Here is a 17,580-nt window from a genome sequence, read left to right as displayed (position 1 = left end):
CGGGCGACGTCAATCCTGGCCGCCTCCGCGCGCCGCGGGCGGCAGGGTGGCGGGCCCGCTGTTGCGCTCGGCGTTCCGCTCGTAGATGAGGCGCAGCCCGGTGAGCGTCAGGTCGTCGTCGACCTCCTCGATGGTCTCGGTCTGCGGCGCGATGAGCCGCGCCAGGCCACCGGTCGCGATGACGCGGCACGGGTAGCCGAGCTCCCGCCGGAGGCGGCCCACGAGCCCGTCGACGAGCCCCGCGTAGCCGTACACGATGCCCGACTGCATCGAGTGGACGGGGTTGCGGCCGACGACCCGGGGCGGGAGCGCGATCTCGACGCGGGACAGCCGCGCGGCGCGGGAGAAGAGCGCCTCGGCGCTGATCTGGATGCCCGGCGCGATGACGCCGCCCAGGTACTCTCCCTTCGGGGTCACGCAGTCGAACGTCGTCGCCGTGCCGAAGTCGACGACGATGACGCCGGCGGCGGCGTGATCCCCCCGGTCGTGCTCGGCCGCGTGCGCTCGCGCCGGCGCGGCGCGGGGCGCGGGCTCGGGCTGCCGCCGCACCCACTCGTGCGCCGCGACCGCGTTGACGATCCGGTCGGCGCCGACCTCGCGCGGGTTCTCGTAGAGGATGGCCATGCCGGTCTTGATGCCGGGCCCCACGACGAGCGGCTCGATCCCGAACGCCCGCTCGACGAGCCCCACCATCGTGTCGGTCAGCGTCGGCACGACGCTCGCGACGATCGCGCTGTCGATGCGGGCGAGGTCGACGCGGCGGAGGTCGAGCATCTGCCGGACGAGCACGGCGTACTCGTCCGAGGTGCGGGAGCGCGCGCTCTCGCAGCGGAGGTGGTGCTGGAGCACCTCGCCCTCCAGCACCCCGAAGCTGATGTTGGTGTTCCCGACGTCGATGGCGAGCAGCATGCTGGCCCGACTCTAGCGCCGCGCGCCCGGGATCCGGCCAGGATTTCGGACGCGCTGCCGGCGCGCGCGGCGCGCTGCCGCACGTCCGCCGCGCCCGGCCTTCAGCGCTTGCGCGCGAGCGTCACCCCGTCGCGCACGGTGAGCATGACCTTCTCGACCCGGGGATCGCGGAAGACGAGATCGTTGAAGGCGGCGATGGCGCGGCCGTCCACGCTCTCGGGGGCGAGGACCTCGCCGCTCCAGAGGGTGTTGTCTGCGACGATCAGGCCGCCGCGGCGGAGGCGCGGGAGGGCCTCCTCGTAGTAGGCCGGGTACCGCTCCTTGTCGGCGTCGATGAACACGAGATCGAAGGCAGGGCTCGCCGGCATGGCGCGCAGGGTGGCGAGCGCGTCGCCGAGCGCGATCCGGATCTTCCCGCCGTGCTCGCTGCGGTCGAAGAACGATCGGGCGATGCGGACCACCTCGGGGTCGCGATCGCACGTGATGAGCTCGCCGTCCGGCGGGAGCGCCTCGGCCATGCTGAGCGCCGAGTAGCCGGTGAACGTCCCGATCTCGAGCACCCGACGCGCCTGCATGAGCGCGACCAGCATCCTGAGCAGGGAGCCTTCGACCCGCCCGACCTGCATGACCGCCCTCGGCTCGTGGGCCAGGGTGAACTCGCGCAGCTCATCGAGGAGCGCGGGCGGCGGCTCGGAGTGGTCGTGAACGTAGCGATCCAGCTCTGGATTGACGATAGCGATCATGGCGAGGCTCCTCGGCCGCGCACGGTAGCATCGGTGCGCGCTCCCTCCTCACCTCACCTTGAGCCGCCGGCGGCCTTCGCGGTAGCGTCGACCATGGCCTTCTCTTCCTGGAAGACGTGCGCCGCAGCGGCGCTCCTGGCGGCGGCCTGCAGCTCGACGGACGGCAGCCCCGGGACGGGCGGCGCCGGCGGCGCCGGCACGGGCGGCTCCAGCGGGGGCACGGGCGGCGCCGGCGGCGCAGGCATCGGCGGCGCAGGCGGCTCCGGCGGCGCAGGCGCTGGCGTGGGGGCGAGCTCCACGACGGCCGGCGGCGGCGCGGGGGGAGAGGCGGTCTACGATTGCGCGTCGCTCGGCGATCCGTGCACGACCTGCCTCGCCCTGCGCTGCCAGGAGAGCTATTGCGCGTGCCAGCGGAGCGCGGAGTGCGCCGCGCTGGGCAACTGCCTCCTCGGCTGCGCGGCGGAGGACGCGGCTTGCGAGCAGGCGTGCCTGACGGCGCACCGGGCGGGTATCTCGGGCATCTTCCTCGAGGGAGGCTGCGCGTCCGAGCGGTGCAGCGCGCAATGCCCATCGCGAGACGCGCTGTCCCCTTGCGCGTCCTGCCGGTTGACAGGGTGCGCAGCCGAGATGAACGCGTGCGTCGCCGAGCCGTCGTGCAGGGCAATGCTCGCGTGCGTGGATGCCTGCCGTGCGGACGGAGATGGCTGCCTGGAGGTGTGCTCGGCGATGCACGCGGACGGCGTGCAGGCTGCCGGGGCGGTCTTCGCATGCGAAGAGGCGCGGTGCGGGGCGGATTGCGAGTGACCGGTGAAACGCCGCGGGTCGCCATGCCGCGCCGCGCCGCGGGGGTCGACGCCCTGGGCGAACAGGCATAACATTCCGTCGTGGCCTTCCTCGGATTGCGCGAGATTGAGCGGGACCCGTACGCGGTCGTCCATCACGACCCCGCTCAGCAGCTCGTGCTCATCAAGCGATATTCGCTGAACTATCCGAGCATCGCGGCGATCGAGCTGAGCTTCGATCGCATCGATCGGTCGCTCGAGGCGATCGCCAGGCGGCACACGCTCCTGCTGGTCGACGCCCGCGACGCACCGCTGCGCAACGACGCCGGATTCGAGAATGCGTTCGCGCACTGTCACACGCGGCTGACGCAAGGTTTCAAGAAGACCGCGGTCCTCCTGAAGAGCGCGACCGGGGTGCTCCAGGTCGGCCGGCTTTCGAAGGGCTATGAAAAACCGATGGGCATTTTCACCCGCCCCGAGGACGCGCTCCACCACCTCGGCGTCAGCGTCGACCTGAAGCAGCTCACCGATCCCTGACGCGCCCCGCTCTAGGAAAGCGGTTTGCCGCCGGTTACACCGAGGACCTCGCCGTTGACGTAGATCGCCTCGTTCGAGGCGAGGAACACGAATGCGGGGGCGAGCTCGACCGGCTGCGCCGGGCGCTCCATTGGATGATTCTTGCCGAAGGTGGCCACCTTCTCCTTGTCGAACGATTGCTGGATGAGCGGCGTCCACACGGGGCCGGGCGCCACGACGTTGACGCGGATGCCACGCTCGATGAGGTCCTGCGCCAGGCCCTTGCTGAAGGTGACGATCGCCCCCTTCGTGGACGCGTAATCGAGGATCGCCGGGCTCGGCTGGTACGCCTGGATCGAGGCGACGTTGATGATCGAGCCGCCTTCCTTCATGTGCGGCAGCGCGTACCGGATCATGTGGAACATGGCCAGGATGTTGACGCGGAAGGTGCGCTCGAGGCGCGCTGCGTCGATGTCCTCGAACCGCTCGACGGCCTTGCCCTGCTCCGCCGCGTTGTTCACAAGGACATCGATGCGCCCGAATTTACGCGCCACCTCCTCGACCACCTTCCGGCAATGAGCCTCGTCGGCCAGGTCGCCGGGTAGCGTGAGCGCCTCGCGCCCCGCCTCCTTGATGACCCGCGCCGTCTCCTTCGCGTCCTCGTGCTCGCTCAGGTAGGAGATCGCCACGTGGGCCCCCTCGCGGGCGAACGCGAGCGCGACGGCTCGGCCGATCCCGCTGTCCCCTCCGGTGATCAGCGCGATGCGGTCCTTCAGCCGGCCGAGCCCCTTGTACGACGACTCGCCGTAATCGGGTCTCGGATCCATCTTGGCTTCGATTCCGGGACGCTCCTGTGTCTTGCCCTCGAAAGGCGGCTTCGGGCCCGCGCCTTTCGGATCCGCTGCCGGTCCAGTGTTCTGCATAACCTCCTCCTGACGCTGCGATGTCGTGAGAGGCCGAACGCGCTCCCACCGAACCCTCGCCATAAGGGCGGCGGCACAGCCCGGCCATCGGTGGCCGCCTGCTCTCCAGATCGGAGCCGCCCCTACACCGGCGCAGCGACCCGCGAGCGGCGCGCCGTCGGCCCCTCGCCGGGCGCTCCCGAGCGGACACGGCGGCAGACATCTCTCGTGGCTCGACGTGGATCGACGTGATCGAGCAGACGGCGCGCGCCACTGTCGCGCGGCACCGCCACGACCTGTCACGTCAAGGCTTGACAGGCGACAGCTGGTCCGGTGTCTTCACCCTGCGTTGTCTCGCGGCACGCCGCCGGCGAAGACGCGGAGGAGAACCGTGGTGATGAAACACGTCGACGAGAGCCGTCTGGAGTCAGATCTCGAGTATCGGTTCGGTTATCTCATCGAGTTTGTCGGCTTCGGCGAGGCGGACATCGCGGCGATCCACGGCGCCGCGCCGCACCTCGCCCCGCGGGTCGAGGCGCTCGTCAACGCGGTGTACGAGAAGCTGTTCCTCTACGACGCCACCAAGCGCCACTTCGTGCCGAAGCAGCACGGCTACGAGGGGGCGCCCCCGGTCGACCTCGCGTCGCTCACGATGGACCACGAGCAGATCAAGTTCCGCAAGCAGCACCTCGCAGCCTACCTCGTCCGGCTCGTGACCCATCCGTACGATCCGAAGATGGTCGCCTACCTCGATATGGTGGGGAAGATCCACACCGCGAAGGCCGGCAATCCCGAGGTCGTCGTCCCGCTCGTGCAGATGAACGCGCTCATGGGCTTCGTGTCGGACGCCCTGCTCCAGACCATCCTGTCGCTGGGCCTCGACCGCGAAACCGAGGTGCGCACCCTCCGCGCGTTCAACAAGCTGCTCTGGCTCCAGAACGACCTCCTCGCGCGCCACTACGTCTCGGCGGCCTGATCCCCCTCCCCTTCCGGCCATGTGTCGCCCGCCGGGACGGACCGCAGCGGCGGGCTGCGCGCCGGCATCCCGGGGGCGGCGGCGCGTCGAGCGGACGGCCCATTGCGCAATCGCGCGACCGTTTGCGCAAGCGCACAACGGCGCGCGCTGCGCCGCCCTGCCGCGCGCGCCACGCGCCGGCGAGGGCGCCTTTGGATCGCCTGGATCGGCCGGGAACACCGCGACGAAGAGCCCGGCACATGCGGTGCTAGGCGCCCGCCCACCATGAACCGATTCTTCGATGGCATCGCGCTTCTCGTGGGGCTGTCCGTCATCCCGACGATCGCCGGCTGCAGCGACGAGCCATCCGAGGAGGAGCGCCGCTTCGCCCGGCTCGCGAAGCGCGCCGAGCAGGTGCGCGAGCTGTCATTCCGCCACGCCGTGCCGGTCGTCACGATCACGCGGGACGAGTTCGAGGCGGACCAGGAGGCGGCCGCGGCCGCCGCCGAGGAGGCCGATCTCGCGGAGATGGCCGCGACCTACGGCCGGCTCGGCTACTTCGCCGCCGACGCCGACCTCCGGGAGACGCTGGCTCGCTCGGGGGACTGGGCCGCTGCGTGGTACTCTCTCGAGAGCAACGGCATCGTGCTCATCGGCGAGGTGGACGACTCTGTTCTCATCCACGAGTACGTGCACGGGCTCCAGGATCAGCATTTCGACCTGGCGCCGGACCAGGACGACGCGCTGACGAGCGACGCGTTCCTCGCGCAGCGGGCGGTCACCGAGGGCGACGCGACGCTCGCGGAGGGGCGCTTCATCATGCAGGAGCACCTCGACGCTGATCTGCACCTCGTGGACTGGGGCCGGCTCCTGTCCTCGGTGCATGCGCAGCGGGAGGAGCTCCTCGCCGGAAGCGGGCTCCCCCTCTTGTTCATGGCGTATCCATCGTTCGCCTACAGCTTCGGGCTCGAGTACTGCGCCCACAACCTGACCGGCGCGAGCGCGGCGACGCCCGTCATCGACAGGCTCCCGCCGTTCGACTGGTCGAGCGAGGACGCGCTCTTCACGACGCGGGCGCCCACGAGCACCCAGCAGATCCTCACCCTCGACGCCCAGGACCCCGAGGTCGGCGTCGGCCTGGACGAGATGCCGTCCACGCTCGACGATCGGCTCGAGCGGCTCGACTGGGACACCCTCGGTGAGTGGTTCACCTACCTGCTCCTGCGCCCGCTCGAGGGCGCGCCCGATCTCGGCGACATGCGCGCGCTGGCCGCGGCCTGGGACGGAGATCGCGCCCTGTTCGTGCGCGATCGGAAGACGGACGCGATCGGCACGGCGTGGGCGTCGGCGTGGGACGACGCCGGCGCCGCGGCGGGCGTCGAGGCCGCGCTGTGGCAGCTCTACGACGGCTCGCCGATCGCCGGCGACGAGCCGCGGCTCGGGCGCGCCGGCGACGGCGAGCTCATCTGGATCGAGCGCAGGGAAGAGCGCGTGGTCGCCCTCAAGAACGTGGACGAGGCGCTCATGCCCTCGCTCGCCGAGGCCGCCTTCCCCTCCGGGATCCGGCCGATGCGGCACATGATCCGGACGCGCCCGTCGCTCGCGGCCAGGCTCTCGCGGCGCCTGGCCGGGCGACATCACTGAAGCAGCGACGGCGCGGCGCGCTCAGATGCAGAGCGAGTCGCAGTCGTGATCTTCTTCGCACGCCGAGACGCAATCGCCGTCGTCGTCGCACGCCGCGATGCAATCGTCTCGATCCGTCGAACATGCCGTGATGCAATCGTCCTCGCCTTCGTCCTTGTCGTCGTCCGCGTCGACGAAACAGCCGGCGGCCAGGGGAATCGTGGAGACCAAGAGCACTGCAAGCACCTTGCGCAACATGGGTTGTCCTCCTTCGTGGTGTACTGTCCGCATGCGATGCAGGGGACATCGAACACTCAAGCAGGGGGCGTACCAATCGCTGTTCTGACGCGACTCACCCGCTGGATCGCAGGCCCGGAGAGCCGTTATGCCGCGCAAAGCGAGCTCGGCGCCGGAGCTCCGGGTCACCCGAGCGCCCCGGCCGGCGGACGTGAGGGTTCCCGCGAGAAGGCAAATCGCCACAGCGGAGGAGGCCATGGCGGCGCGCGACGCCCTCGGCGCCGGGCTTTTCCGCGCGGCGCGCCGGGCGTGCGCGCTGGGTCAAAGTGTCACAGCCGGCTCGACCGTGGGCGACGGACCTCCGTCCAGGTGAGCCTCCGGCCACGCTGGGTCTCACCGCAGCGCGGCCCGGCAGCTCACGCCTCGTCCTCGGGCTTCTGCGGCTTGGGCGGCGGACGGTCCACGGCGTAGCGCCGTAGATCCAGCGTGTAGGGCGCGTCCCCGTGGGCGATCGCCTGCTTCGCGGTCACCGGCCAGGGCGTCGGCCCCTCGATCGTGAACCGCTGCGCGCGCCGCGCCGCCGCCTCGAACCGCGTGAGCGGCGCGGCGTCGTAGGCGCGGCCCTCGGGGTGCCACACGTGGTAGGCGCACGCGCCGATCGAGCGCTTGCCCCACGTGTCCAGGATGTCGATGTGGACCGGGTGGTGAATGCCGATGTGCGCGTGCAGGCTGTGCGGCGGCGCCCAGGCGCGGAACCGCACGCCGCCCACGTGCTCGCCCGCCGTCCCTGTCGACCGGAGCGGCAGCACGTGGCCGTTCACGAGCACCGTGTGGCGCTCCGGCGTGAGCCCCTGCGCGCGCACCTCGATGCGCTCCATCGACGAGTCCACGTAGCGCGACGTGCCCGTCGTCGTCAGCTCCTCGCCGAGCACGTGCCACGGCTCGATCGCGTTGCGCACCTCCAGCACCACGTCGCCGGCGTGCAGCGTGCCCACCACCGGGCAGCGCAGCTCGATGAACGGCCGGTACGCGTCCGCGGGCAGGGCGAGCCCGCGCTGCTTCAGGTGATCGAGCACGTCCTCGAAGTCGCGCCACAGGTAGTACGGCAGGAGGAAGCGGTCGTGCAGCGCCTGGCCCCAGCGCACGAGCCGGCCCGTGTACGGCTCCTCGGCGAACGAGGCGAGCAGCGTGCGGACGAGGAGCGCCTGGGCGACCGCCATCCGGAAGTGCGGCGGCATCTCGAAGGCGCGCAGCTCGATGAGCCCCTGCCGGCCGTGCGCCGTCTGCGGATCGAACAGCTTGTCGATGCTCACCTCGGCGCGGTGCGTGTTGCCCGTCATGTCCACGAGCAGGTGGCGGAACAGGAGGTCCGAGAGCCACGCCGGCTCGTTCTGCCGGCGCTCGAACGCGCGCGCGAGCGCGATCTCCAGCTCGTAGAGGTTCTCGTGGCGCGCCTCGTCCACGCGCGGCGCCTGCGACGTCGGGCCGACGAAGAGGCCGGCGAACATGTACGAGAGCGACGGGTGGTGCTGGTTGAACGTGAGCAGGCTGGCCAGCAGATCCGGCCGGCGCAGGAAGGGGCTCGAGAGCGGCGTCGGGCCGCCGAACGTGAGGTGATGGCCGCCCCCGCTCCCCGCCATGCGCCCGTCGACCAGGTATTTCTCGCAGTGCAGGCCGCTGTGCAGCGACGCGTCGAACACCGTCTCGAGGAGCGACGCGTACGCGCGCACCCCGTCGGAGGGCGGCAGGTTCACCTCGAGCACGCCCGGGTCCGGCGTCACCGAGAAGCGGAGCACGTTCGCGCCGGACGGGGGCGGGTACCCCTCGAGCAGCACGTCGATGCCCGTCTCCTGCCGGGTCGCGTCGATCGCGGCGATGAGGTCGAAGAAGTCGGCCGGCGAGAGGAGCGGCGGCAGGAAGACGTGGACGAGGCCGTCGCGCGTCTCGACGCAGAGCGCCGTGCGCACGCCGTAGCCCGATCGCCCCGCGGCGGGGGCGGCGCGCTGGGCGTGATGCGCGGCGCGCTCGCCGTCGTGGGCGTGCCGCTGGGCCGCGCGCGCGCGCGCCGTCTCGGCGTGCTCCGGGTCGCCATCGGCCTCGAGGAGCTCGACGCGGCGCTGCCTCTCTTCCTCCTCGTCGGCCTCGGGCTCGCCGCGCCGCGGGTCCTGCGGCGACACGAGCTCCTCGATCGGCGGCGGCGGGGCCACCGCGACGAGCGAGCGGAGCGGGAGGCGCAGGCCGATGGAGCTGTCGCCCGGGAGCAGGAAGAGGTGCCCGCGCCGGAAGCCCCAGCGCTCGCTGATCCACGACCCCCACTGGCGCGCGAGGGGCAGGACGAAGCCGACCTCTCGCCCGAGCCCGCGATCGAGGACCCGCGCGAGGCGCCGCCGCTCCTCCGCGTCGTCGAGGTTCGCCTTGAGCGGGTCGACGTCGGTGGGCAGGCTCGCCTCGTCCTGGAGGTGGCGCCAGGGGTCCTCGAGGGCCGGCATCAGGAAGTCAGCCAGCCCGAGCCGCGCCGCGAGCGCGTCGGCGAACTTCCGCGAGAGCTCGACGCCGCGCCCGCGCGACGCGCTCGTCGCCGGATCGGCGTGGCGCGCCTGGGACATCTCGGTCCAGATCGGGACGCCGTCGCGCCGGCCGATGATCTCGAGCGCCCAGCGGGGCAGGCTCTCGCCGGGGTAGTGCTTGCCGGCGCGGAGCAGCAGGACGCCGCCCGGCGTGATCCGGCGCCGGAGCTCGTGCGCGAGCCGGAGCCCTTGCGACCACTTCGTCGGGCCGAGCGCGCCCTCGCACCACTCGGGCGCGTCCGGGTACTCGCGCGAGTTGAACGTCGGCTCGCCGCCCATCGTCAGGGAGAAGCCCGCGGCGGCGAGCCGCTCGTCGGCGCGATCGGCCACGGACAGGAGCTCCTGCCACACGGGCTCCTCGTAGGGCGTGGTGGGCCTCGGCTCGTGGCCGAGCCGCCCGACCTTCATCTCGAAGGTCACGTCGGTCGCGCGCGTGTCGCTCGTGCCCTCGACCGGCGCCGCGAGCGCGGGCGAGGCGGTGCAGGCGAGCGGGATGTGGCCTTCGCCGCAGAGCAGGCCGCTCGTCGCGTCGAGGCCGATCCAGCCTCCGCCGGGGAGGTAGACCTCGGCCCACGCGTGCAGGTCGACGACGTCGCGGCTCACGCCGCGCGGCTGGTCGGGGATCATCCCCTCGTCCGTGAGCTGCACGAGGTAGCCGCTCACGAAGCGCGCGGCGAGCCCGCGCGACCGGAGCGCCGCGATGAGCAGCACCGCCGAGTCGCGGCAGCTGCCGCGGCCTTGCGCGAGCGTCTCCTCCGGCGTCCAGATGCCGGCCTCCTCGCGGATGACGTACTTGATGCGCCGGTTCACGGCGGTGTTCAGCGCGACGAGGAGCGACACGGTGTCGCCCTTCGAGGGCAGCCCGGCGAGGAACTCGTCGAGCAGCGGGCCGCGGGCGAACGAGGGGTCGGTGCTGTCGAGGAAGGGGGCCAGGTCCTGCTTGAGCTCGGCCGGATACGCGAACGGGACCTCCTTCGCGCGGTCGTCGAGGAAGAAGTCGAACGGGTTCACGGGGCGCACGCTGACCGCGAGCTCGACAAGGACGTCGAAGTGAGGGACGCGCTCGCCCGCGGGCAAGAGCACCCGCGCGACGTGGTTGCCATACGGGTCCTGCTGCCAGCGCGCCGCGATCGGCGGGTCGATCTTCAGGCTGTACGACTCGATCTTCGCCTTCGCGTGCGTCGCGGGCCGCAGCCGGATGAGCTGCGGGCCGAGCGAGGCGGGGCGGGGATAATTGTAACGGGTCCGGTGCTGGATGAGCAGGCGCACGGTGGTTTGTCTCCGGGGGTGGCCCTATCCAACCAGAAGTGCCCCCTTCCGTCTCGCCTTCCGTGACGCGCGTGAGGCGCGCTGCGCGATCGTTTCGAGGACGATTCGGCCAGGGATCGACGGCGTGGCGGCGCGTGGGCGCGAGCGTGCGGCGGGCGAGCGTCTGACGGCGCGACCGCGCGGCGACGCGAGCGTCTGACGGCGCGACCGCGCAGCGACGCGGCCTCGCGACGGCGCGAGCCGCGTGCCGAAGCGACCGTGCGACGGCACAAAAACCGCGTGCTGCGGCGCCTTTGACGCCGTTCTGTCCGCCTCGTCACGCCGCGCCCCGACACCGGAGCCGCCCGCGCTTGCCGTCCGAGGGCGAAGCGGTGATCATCGCCCGCTGTGTCGGGTTCGGAGACGAAACAGCCCTCGCTGCCCCCGGTCGAGCCGGGGACGGTGCTCGCCGGCAAGTACCGCGTGGAGCGGGTCATCGGCCAGGGCGGCATGGGTGTGGTCGTCGAGGCCCGCCACGTCGTGCTCGACGAGCGGGTCGCCCTGAAGTTCCTGCTCCCCGCGTTCACCGAGCACCCGGAGGGGTCGGCCCGCTTCCTCCGCGAGGCGAAGGCCGGCATGAAGATCAAGAGCGAGCACGTCGCCCGTGTTTCGGACGTCGGCACGCTCGAGAACGGCGCTCCCTACATGGTCATGGAGTTCCTGATCGGGAGCGACCTGGCGCGCCTGCTCCGCGATCAAGGGGTGCTCGGCATCGAGGACGCGATCGATTACATCGCGCAGGGCAGCGAGGCGATCGTCGAGGCCCACGGGCTCGGCATCGTCCACCGCGATCTCAAGCCGGCGAACCTGTTCCTGACGACGCGCGTCGACGGCTCGCCGCTCGTCAAGGTGCTCGACTTCGGCATCTCCAAGATGGCGACCGGCGCGGTCGACATCCTGACGGGCACGGACGCGGCGCTGGGCTCGGCCCTGTACATGTCGCCGGAGCAGATGCGGCAGACGCGCTCGGTGGATCACCGGACGGACATCTATGCGCTCGGCGTCTCGCTCTACGAGCTGCTCGCCGGCAGGCAGCCGTACTACGCGGAGACGCTGCCGCAGCTCTGCGCGGAGGTGCTGACGGGCACACCGACGCCGCTGCGGGAGATCCGCCCCGACGTGCCCGCCGCGCTCGCGGCCGTGCTGGAGAAGGCGTACGCGCGCGAGCGCGAGCACCGGCATGCGTCGGTCGCCGAGCTCATCGTGTCGCTCGCGCCGTTCGCGCCCGCGCGCACGTACACGACCCTGGCCCGGATCGCGCGCATGGGCGGCCTGTCGCTCCACGCCGCGATCCCCGGCGGCCAGCGCGCGTCACAGCCGTCGTTCTCCACCATCGACCCGAGGCCCCCTGGGCCGGCCGCTCGCGAGCCGTCGTGGCCGGGGCTCGCCTCGCATCCGGCCGGGCAGCGCGACACCGGGCAGCCGCGCCCGCCGACGCCGCTCCCTCACGGGACGCCGTTCCCGCAGGCGCCGTCGCCCGTCGCCCACGCCTCGACGCCTTACCCGCATCCCTCGTCGCCGTTTTCCCAGCCTCCGTCGTCCGGCAACGGCGCCTTCGGGCCTCGCCCTGGCGAGGACGGCAGGCCGAGCCCGGTCCCGCCGAACGGCTTCCCGGCGCCTACGCCGCAGCAGCACATCGTCCCCGGTCCGTACAACGCGCCGATGAGCTCGCGCGCCGCCGCGACCTTCGCGTCGTCGACCCACCTCGGGATCTCGTCGGACGGGCGCCGGATCCCTGGGCTATCGGTCTCCCCTTCCGCGATCCTCGCGATCGCGCTGATCTCCGCGACCCTCCTCCTGGGGCTCATCGTCGGCAGCGTGTACATGCTCCGCCGCAGCGGCGCCGACGGGACGGAGAGCACGGCGGCGGCGCCGACGGTCGCCGTGAGCGCGACGGAGACCGCCGCGCCGGCGCCGGCGCCGACCCCCGAGCAGCCCGCGCCTGCCGCCGGGACGACGACGCCGGACGGGCCGACGATCCGACCGACAGGCGCGGCAGCCGACGCAGCGACCACGGCGGACACAGCGGCGGCGAGCGCCACCGCGGCCGCGAGCGCCACCGCGCCGAACGCCGCGGCGGCCGCGAGCTCCCCCGCGGCGTCGCCGAGGACGGCGCCCACAGCCGCCCGGGGCGGCTCGCCCGCAGCGCGGACCACGCCGGCCGCCCGCCCGTCGCAAGCCACGACGACGCAGCGCCCTCCGAAGGGCATCGACCTGAACGACCCGCACTGAGCCCACAGCCATGATCCCCTCGACAGTCCATGCCCCCCGCGCGCTCCGTCGCGCCCGCCTCGCCCTCGCCGCGGTCGTGCTCGGCTCGGCCGCCCTGCTCGCGCCCTCGGGCGCCGCCGCGCAGGGCGCGGGCGGCGATCCGACGCTCGCCCAGACGTTGTTCGAGGAGGGGCGCCGCCTGATGGAGGCGAAGTCGTACGCGCAGGCGTGCCCCAAGCTGGCCGAGAGCCAGCGCCTGCGGCCCGGCACGGGGACGCTGCTCAACCTGGCCCTGTGCAACGAGGGGCTCGGCAAGACGGCGACGGCGTGGGGGCAGTTCAAGGAGGCGCTCTTCGCCTCGAAGAAGGAGGGCAACGCCGCGCGGGAGGCGTTCGCGCAGGAGCACATCGACGCCCTGGAGCCGAGGCTCTCGAGGATCCAGCTCAACGCGGAGAACACGCCCGGCCTGCTGGTCCGCGTCGACGGCGGCGACATCCCCGCGGCCGCGCTCGGCACGCCGATCCCGATCGATCCCGGGGCGCACGAGGTCGAGGCGACGGCGAGCGGCTACACGGTCTGGTCGACGACCGTCCAGGTCGGCGAGAGCGCCGATCTGAAGGCGATCGCCATCCCGAAGCTCCTGCCGGTGGCACCCACGAGCAAGCCCGCCGGGCCCGAGGCGCCGCCGGCCGGCGGCACCGACGGCGGCCGCAGCGGCGGACGCGGCCTGCAGACCGCGGGCTTCGTGATCGGGGGCGCCGGCGCGGCGGTGCTCGGCGTCGGCGCGGTGTTCGGCATCCTCGCCGCGGGGCAAGCGAGCGACGCGGAAAAGGACGAAGCGCTCTGTCCGGAGAAGCTGTGTACGCCGGAAGGTCGCAAAGAGATCAACGCGGCGGAGACCAAGGCGCTCGTGTCCACGATCGGCGTCGGCGTGGGCGTCGCCGCGCTCGCCGCGGGGGCGGTCCTCGTGCTGACCTCGGGCCCATCGAGGGCGGAGGGCGCGAGCGCCGCGGCCGTACGGCAGGGCTCGCCGGCGCGGGTGCAGGCGCGCATCGTGCCGCTCATCGGCCCTGAGGGCGGCGGGGTCGGGGTGCTGGGCGCGTTCTAGCGCCGGGGCGCGGCAGACGCCGATCGGCCGGGGACTGAAGAGCCAGCGGGCCGAGGGCGGAGGCGTCGGGCCCGGTGGCCGAGGGCGGAGACGTCGGCCCCGGTGACGGTCACTTACGCGCCAATCAGGGGGTGTCCTCACGTGACATCCGCGCCGGCGGGCGCTCGCTTTGTAGCGATGGATGACGCCGGCCCGCTAGCAAAGATCTCCGCTGCCTCCCGGCTCCGCAGCTGCAAGCGCGACGTGCTCGATCGCTGGACGCGCCGGGTGCTCGACGATCCCAGGGCGCCGGCGCCGCGGCGGGGCGAGCGCCCGGTGCTCGTCGACGCGGCGCCGGCGCTGCTCGAGCACCTCATCGAGGCGCTCGCGGCGAGCCGGCTCACCGGCGAGGACGCGGCGCTCCGCGGCGCTTACGAGCGGGTCGAGGACCACGCGCGCCGCTGCGTCACGCGGGGCCGCTGCATCGAGGCGGCGCTGCGGGAGCTATCGCACCTCCGGGCCGCGCTGATCGAGGAGTGCGTCGCCCAGGGCATCGCGCTCGGGGCGGGAGAAGCGCAGGTCCTCCACGCGGTGGTGGACGCGAGCATGTGGACGAGCGCGCTCGAGATCGAGCGGGCGACGCGCGCCGCACTCGAGGACAGCGGCGCGCGCCTGCGGCTCGCGACGCAGGCCGGCGGCGTCGGCGTCTGGGATTACGACACGGTGACCGGCAAGCTGCGCTGGGACGACCGCTGCCGGGAGGTGTGCGGGCTGGAGCCGGCGTCGGACGTCGATTACGAGCTCTTCCTCTCGGCGATCCACCCGGACGATCGCGCGCGCGTGCAGGAGGCCGTGCTGCGCTCACAGGCCCCGGAGAGCGGCGGCGAGTACAGCATCGAGTACCGCCTCGTGGGGATCTGCGACGGGATCGAGCGCTGGGTCTGCGTGCAGGGGCGCACCTTCTTCGACGCGACCGGGCGCAGCGTCCGGATGATCGGCACGGCGATCGACATCTCCGATCGCAAGCGGGCGGAGGCTGCGCGGCTGGACGATCTCGCGTTTCGCGATCGATTCCTGGCCGCGCTCAGCCATTACCTGCGCACGCCGCTCACGGCGGTCACGCTGGCGTCGAGCACGCTGGTGCGCCACGGCAACCTGACGCCGCGCCAGGCGACGAGCGTCGAGGGGATCGCGGCGAGCGCGCGCCGCATGGCGCGGACGATCGACGACCTGCTCGACCTGACGCGGAGCTGCTTCGGCGACAGCATCCCGATCGCGCGGAGGCCGGGGAACCTCCATGTCCTCTGCAAGGGGGCGATCGACGAGCTCCGGGCGACGCGCGCGGGGGTGCCGATCCGGCTCGATCTCCGGGGGAGCGGCGCGGGGCTGTGGGATCCCGAGCGGATCGCCCAGATGGTGACGAACCTCGTGCAGAACGCGGTCGACCACGCCGAGCCCGGGAGCGCCGTGCGGGTGGCGCTCCGGCCGCGCGGGGGGGACGTGCTGATCGAGGTGCACAACAAGGGCCCGGAGATCGCGCCGGAGCGGCTGGCGACGCTGTTCGAGCCCTGGCAGCAGGCATCGCCCGCGGAGGGGCGAGCGAGCGCGGGGCGGGGGCTCGGGCTCGGGCTGTTCATCGCGCACCAGATCGCGCGGGCGCACGGCGGGGTGATCGAGGTGGCGAGCCAGGCGGAGCGGGGGACGACGTTCACGGCGCGGCTGCCGCGGAGGGGGGCGGCGGCGAGGGGCTGAGGGACGGCGGCGGCGAGCGAATCACGCGTCTGGCGGCGCCGGGAGGTCCGGGAACCTGCGACGCGACCCCGGCACGCCCACGAGGACGTCGACGAGGGCGGCGACCATCGGGTGGTGGGGTGGGTTCGCCTCGAGCCAGAAGAACTCGCCGGCCGGGTTGACCTCGAGGAGCACGTGCTCACCGGCCGGGGTCACGATGAAGTCGGCGGCGCCGTACTGGAGGCCGACCGCGTCCTGGTAGCGGTGAAGGGCGTCCTCGACGTGCCTCGGCAGCGCGTGGTCGCGCCACGCCTCGATGGTCTCGAGCCCCTTCGTGCGCCAGTCGACCTCGGCCCCGGCAAACGTCGGCGAGTCGAGGCGCGCCGCGAAGACCTTGGTGCCGAAGACGGTCACGCGGAGCTCGTAGGCTTTCGGGACCCTCTCCTGGAAGTACATGGGGCAGAGGCGGAGCTGCTCGAGCTTCTCGAGCGTCTCGGGGCGCACCTCGCTCGTCATCACCACCTGGAGCTTTCCGTCGTCCTTCCGGAACGGCTCCGGGCTCAGCATCTTGACGACGGCGCCGTCCGGACAGCTCGCGAGGAAGGCGCGGGCCGCCTCCGGCTCGTTCGTGCCGAGCGTGCGCGGCGTGCGAACGCCCGCTTCCCGGAAGATACGCTGCTGCAGCGGCTTGTGGTCGGCGCCGCGGACGCGCGCGTACGGGTCCACCTTGAAGGCGGGGCAGGCGGCGAGCACCCCGTGCAGGAACCGCTCCGTCTCCGCGAGGACCATCCGCCGATGGCCCGGGTGCATGGCCTCTGGCAGCCCGACGGGGGCATGGTAGCGGCGCGCCCAGATCGCGTCGCCCGCCCCGATCGCGTGCCCGCCGAGGAGGAAGCGCTCGCCGTCCGGCCCCTGGGCGAAGGAGATCGTCGCCTTCGTCGGGAAGTCCTCCACGTAAAAGACGACCGGCTCGGCGCCGCGGCTTCGGGTCTCGTCGGCCACGCGCTCGATGAAGCGCGGGGCGTCGGCGCGATGGGTGATGAGAAGGACCTTCATGGTTCGTCCTCGTCGCGGAGCAGCGTTTCGGCGAGGGATGCGGCGATCGGCAGACCGAGCTCGGCCTCGAGCATCCCCCACTCGCCGGTCGGGTTGACTTCGAGAAAGACGGTGTCGCCGTCGGGCGTGAGGATCAGATCGAGACAGCCCTGGCGGAGACCGAGGCGCTTCATGAGCGCCGCGAGCTTCGCCCGGGTCGCGGCCTCGAGCGCGTGCGGCTTCCAGGCGCCCGCCGCCGAGAAGCGCCAGTCGACGTCGGTCTCCTTGCCGTCGAGCGCGCCCGTCCACGCGGCTCCGCCCGCCCAGGCGACGCGGAGCTCGAGGGCCTTCGGGATCGCCTCCTGGAAGATCATCGGCCCCCGGCGGAGCGCGTCGAGGCGCGCGAGGTCCTCGCGACGGAAGCGGCGCGTCGGAAAGGCGCGGTGCGCCTGCATCCCGTAGTCGAGGGGTGCGTGCAGCTTGCACACGACGCGCCCCTCGTGGGCGTCGAAGAGGGCGCGGACCGCATCCGGGTCCGAGGTATACCGCGTATCCGGGATACGGAGGCCGACCGCGCGCGCACACCGGAGCTGAAGCAGCTTGTTCTCCGCGGCGCGGACACGCTCGGGGGCGTCCACCCAGCGTCCTTCGAGGAGCGAGCTCGCCCCGAAGAAGAGCGCCTGTGCTTCGCGGTTCACGGTGGCGCGGTGCGCCTCCGCCATCGCCGGCGCGTCGATGCGCGGCCAGGCCCGCCAGAGCCAGATCGCGTCCGGCCGCACGCGCTCGCCGCGGACCCACACGGTGCCGGGATCGTCTCCGGCGAGGGAGGCCCCGAAGGGCCCGTCGTCAAAGAGCCTGTCGGTATCGAGGCGAACGGGGAGCGCGCCGCGGCGGCGGAGCTCCTCGGCGACGCGCTCGGTCACGAAGGGCTCACCCGCGTGGGAGAGCAGGAGGATTGTCGGTGCGACCACGGT

Annotated in this window: 14 protein-coding genes; 7 read left to right on the top strand and 7 right to left on the bottom strand. The window is 72.6% G+C overall.

The window, feature by feature from the left end; translation table 11 throughout:
* Positions 1-9 precede the first annotated feature (9 nt).
* Positions 10-909: a type III pantothenate kinase gene (locus WMF11_RS01715; protein ID WP_437715229.1), complete on the bottom strand. Its 900-nt coding sequence runs from the start codon at positions 907-909 to the stop codon at positions 10-12.
* Between the two features lie 101 nt (positions 910-1,010).
* Positions 1,011-1,652 carry an O-methyltransferase gene (locus WMF11_RS01710; RefSeq protein ID WP_437906690.1) on the bottom strand — a complete coding sequence of 214 codons (642 nt, stop codon included), beginning with the start codon at positions 1,650-1,652 and terminating at the stop codon, positions 1,011-1,013.
* A gap of 93 nt (positions 1,653-1,745) precedes the next feature.
* Between WMF11_RS01710 and WMF11_RS01705 the strand changes: the two genes are divergently transcribed.
* Together WMF11_RS01705 and WMF11_RS01700 are read left to right on the top strand one after the other, a co-directional pair.
* On the top strand, positions 1,746-2,456 hold the full coding sequence (locus WMF11_RS01705; RefSeq protein ID WP_437976207.1) for a hypothetical protein: 711 nt from the start codon (positions 1,746-1,748) through the stop codon (positions 2,454-2,456).
* Between the two features lie 80 nt (positions 2,457-2,536).
* Complete coding sequence (locus WMF11_RS01700; RefSeq protein WP_437715226.1) at positions 2,537-2,971, top strand: hypothetical protein; 435 nt, start codon at positions 2,537-2,539, stop codon at positions 2,969-2,971.
* A gap of 11 nt (positions 2,972-2,982) precedes the next feature.
* On the opposite strand, the gene WMF11_RS01695 is transcribed toward WMF11_RS01700, so the two are convergent.
* Positions 2,983-3,873, bottom strand: coding sequence for an SDR family oxidoreductase (locus tag WMF11_RS01695; RefSeq protein ID WP_437548900.1), 891 nt, complete (start codon positions 3,871-3,873; stop codon positions 2,983-2,985).
* A gap of 376 nt (positions 3,874-4,249) precedes the next feature.
* On the opposite strand from WMF11_RS01695, the gene WMF11_RS01690 reads away from it, so the two are divergent.
* Positions 4,250-4,828, top strand: a complete 579-nt coding sequence (locus WMF11_RS01690) for a protoglobin family protein (protein WP_437906685.1) — start codon at positions 4,250-4,252, stop codon at positions 4,826-4,828.
* Positions 4,829-5,092: 264 nt separating this feature from the next.
* Positions 5,093-6,451: a hypothetical protein gene (locus tag WMF11_RS01685; RefSeq protein WP_437976206.1), complete on the top strand. Its 1,359-nt coding sequence runs from the start codon at positions 5,093-5,095 to the stop codon at positions 6,449-6,451.
* Between the two features lie 21 nt (positions 6,452-6,472).
* On the opposite strand, the gene WMF11_RS01680 is transcribed toward WMF11_RS01685, so the two are convergent.
* A complete protein-coding gene (locus WMF11_RS01680) occupies positions 6,473-6,688 on the bottom strand; it encodes a hypothetical protein (RefSeq protein WP_437906681.1) in 216 nt (71 codons plus the stop codon).
* 395 nt (positions 6,689-7,083) lie between these two features.
* A complete protein-coding gene (locus tag WMF11_RS01675; RefSeq protein WP_437976205.1) occupies positions 7,084-10,503 on the bottom strand; it encodes a DUF2126 domain-containing protein in 3,420 nt (1,139 codons plus the stop codon).
* A 387-nt stretch (positions 10,504-10,890) separates the two neighbouring features.
* Here WMF11_RS01675 and WMF11_RS01670 point away from each other — a divergent pair, with 387 nt between their 5' ends.
* The 3 genes from WMF11_RS01670 to WMF11_RS01660 all read left to right on the top strand — a co-directional run bounded on the left by WMF11_RS01670 (position 10,891) and on the right by WMF11_RS01660 (position 15,592).
* Positions 10,891-12,774: a serine/threonine protein kinase gene (locus tag WMF11_RS01670; RefSeq protein WP_437976204.1), complete on the top strand. Its 1,884-nt coding sequence runs from the start codon at positions 10,891-10,893 to the stop codon at positions 12,772-12,774.
* Positions 12,775-12,784: 10 nt separating this feature from the next.
* Complete coding sequence (locus WMF11_RS01665) at positions 12,785-13,861, top strand: hypothetical protein (protein ID WP_437976203.1); 1,077 nt, start codon at positions 12,785-12,787, stop codon at positions 13,859-13,861.
* A gap of 177 nt (positions 13,862-14,038) precedes the next feature.
* Positions 14,039-15,592 (top strand): ATP-binding protein, encoded by a 1,554-nt coding sequence (locus WMF11_RS01660; RefSeq protein WP_437976202.1) that lies wholly within the window; start codon positions 14,039-14,041, stop codon positions 15,590-15,592.
* Positions 15,593-15,613: 21 nt separating this feature from the next.
* On the opposite strand, the gene WMF11_RS01655 is transcribed toward WMF11_RS01660, so the two are convergent.
* Together WMF11_RS01655 and WMF11_RS01650 are read right to left on the bottom strand one after the other, a co-directional pair.
* Positions 15,614-16,627 carry an MvdC/MvdD family ATP grasp protein gene (locus WMF11_RS01655; RefSeq protein WP_437976201.1) on the bottom strand — a complete coding sequence of 338 codons (1,014 nt, stop codon included), beginning with the start codon at positions 16,625-16,627 and terminating at the stop codon, positions 15,614-15,616.
* Positions 16,624-17,577 carry an MvdC/MvdD family ATP grasp protein gene (locus tag WMF11_RS01650; RefSeq protein ID WP_437976200.1) on the bottom strand — a complete coding sequence of 318 codons (954 nt, stop codon included), beginning with the start codon at positions 17,575-17,577 and terminating at the stop codon, positions 16,624-16,626. Before WMF11_RS01650 ends, WMF11_RS01655 begins: the two co-directional genes overlap by 4 nt.
* Positions 17,578-17,580: the final 3 nt, after the last annotated feature.

The organism is Sorangium sp. So ce295 (genome assembly GCF_051527405.1).
GTDB classification, from domain to species: Bacteria; Myxococcota_A; Polyangia; order Polyangiales; family Polyangiaceae; genus Sorangium; species Sorangium cellulosum_B.
This window is presented reverse-complemented; position numbering and strand designations above follow the sequence as displayed.

Coding starts and splice junctions, on each gene's coding strand:
- WMF11_RS01715 (WP_437715229.1), bottom strand. CDS start 909: ATGCTGCTCGCCATCGACGTCGGGAACACCAACATCAGCTTCGGGGTG.
- WMF11_RS01710 (WP_437906690.1), bottom strand. CDS start 1,652: ATGATCGCTATCGTCAATCCAGAGCTGGATCGCTACGTTCACGACCAC.
- WMF11_RS01705 (WP_437976207.1), top strand. CDS start 1,746: ATGGCCTTCTCTTCCTGGAAGACGTGCGCCGCAGCGGCGCTCCTGGCG.
- WMF11_RS01695 (WP_437548900.1), bottom strand. CDS start 3,873: ATGCAGAACACTGGACCGGCAGCGGATCCGAAAGGCGCGGGCCCGAAG.
- WMF11_RS01690 (WP_437906685.1), top strand. CDS start 4,250: ATGAAACACGTCGACGAGAGCCGTCTGGAGTCAGATCTCGAGTATCGG.
- WMF11_RS01685 (WP_437976206.1), top strand. CDS start 5,093: ATGAACCGATTCTTCGATGGCATCGCGCTTCTCGTGGGGCTGTCCGTC.
- WMF11_RS01680 (WP_437906681.1), bottom strand. CDS start 6,688: ATGTTGCGCAAGGTGCTTGCAGTGCTCTTGGTCTCCACGATTCCCCTG.
- WMF11_RS01665 (WP_437976203.1), top strand. CDS start 12,785: ATGATCCCCTCGACAGTCCATGCCCCCCGCGCGCTCCGTCGCGCCCGC.
- WMF11_RS01660 (WP_437976202.1), top strand. CDS start 14,039: ATGGATGACGCCGGCCCGCTAGCAAAGATCTCCGCTGCCTCCCGGCTC.
- WMF11_RS01655 (WP_437976201.1), bottom strand. CDS start 16,627: ATGAAGGTCCTTCTCATCACCCATCGCGCCGACGCCCCGCGCTTCATC.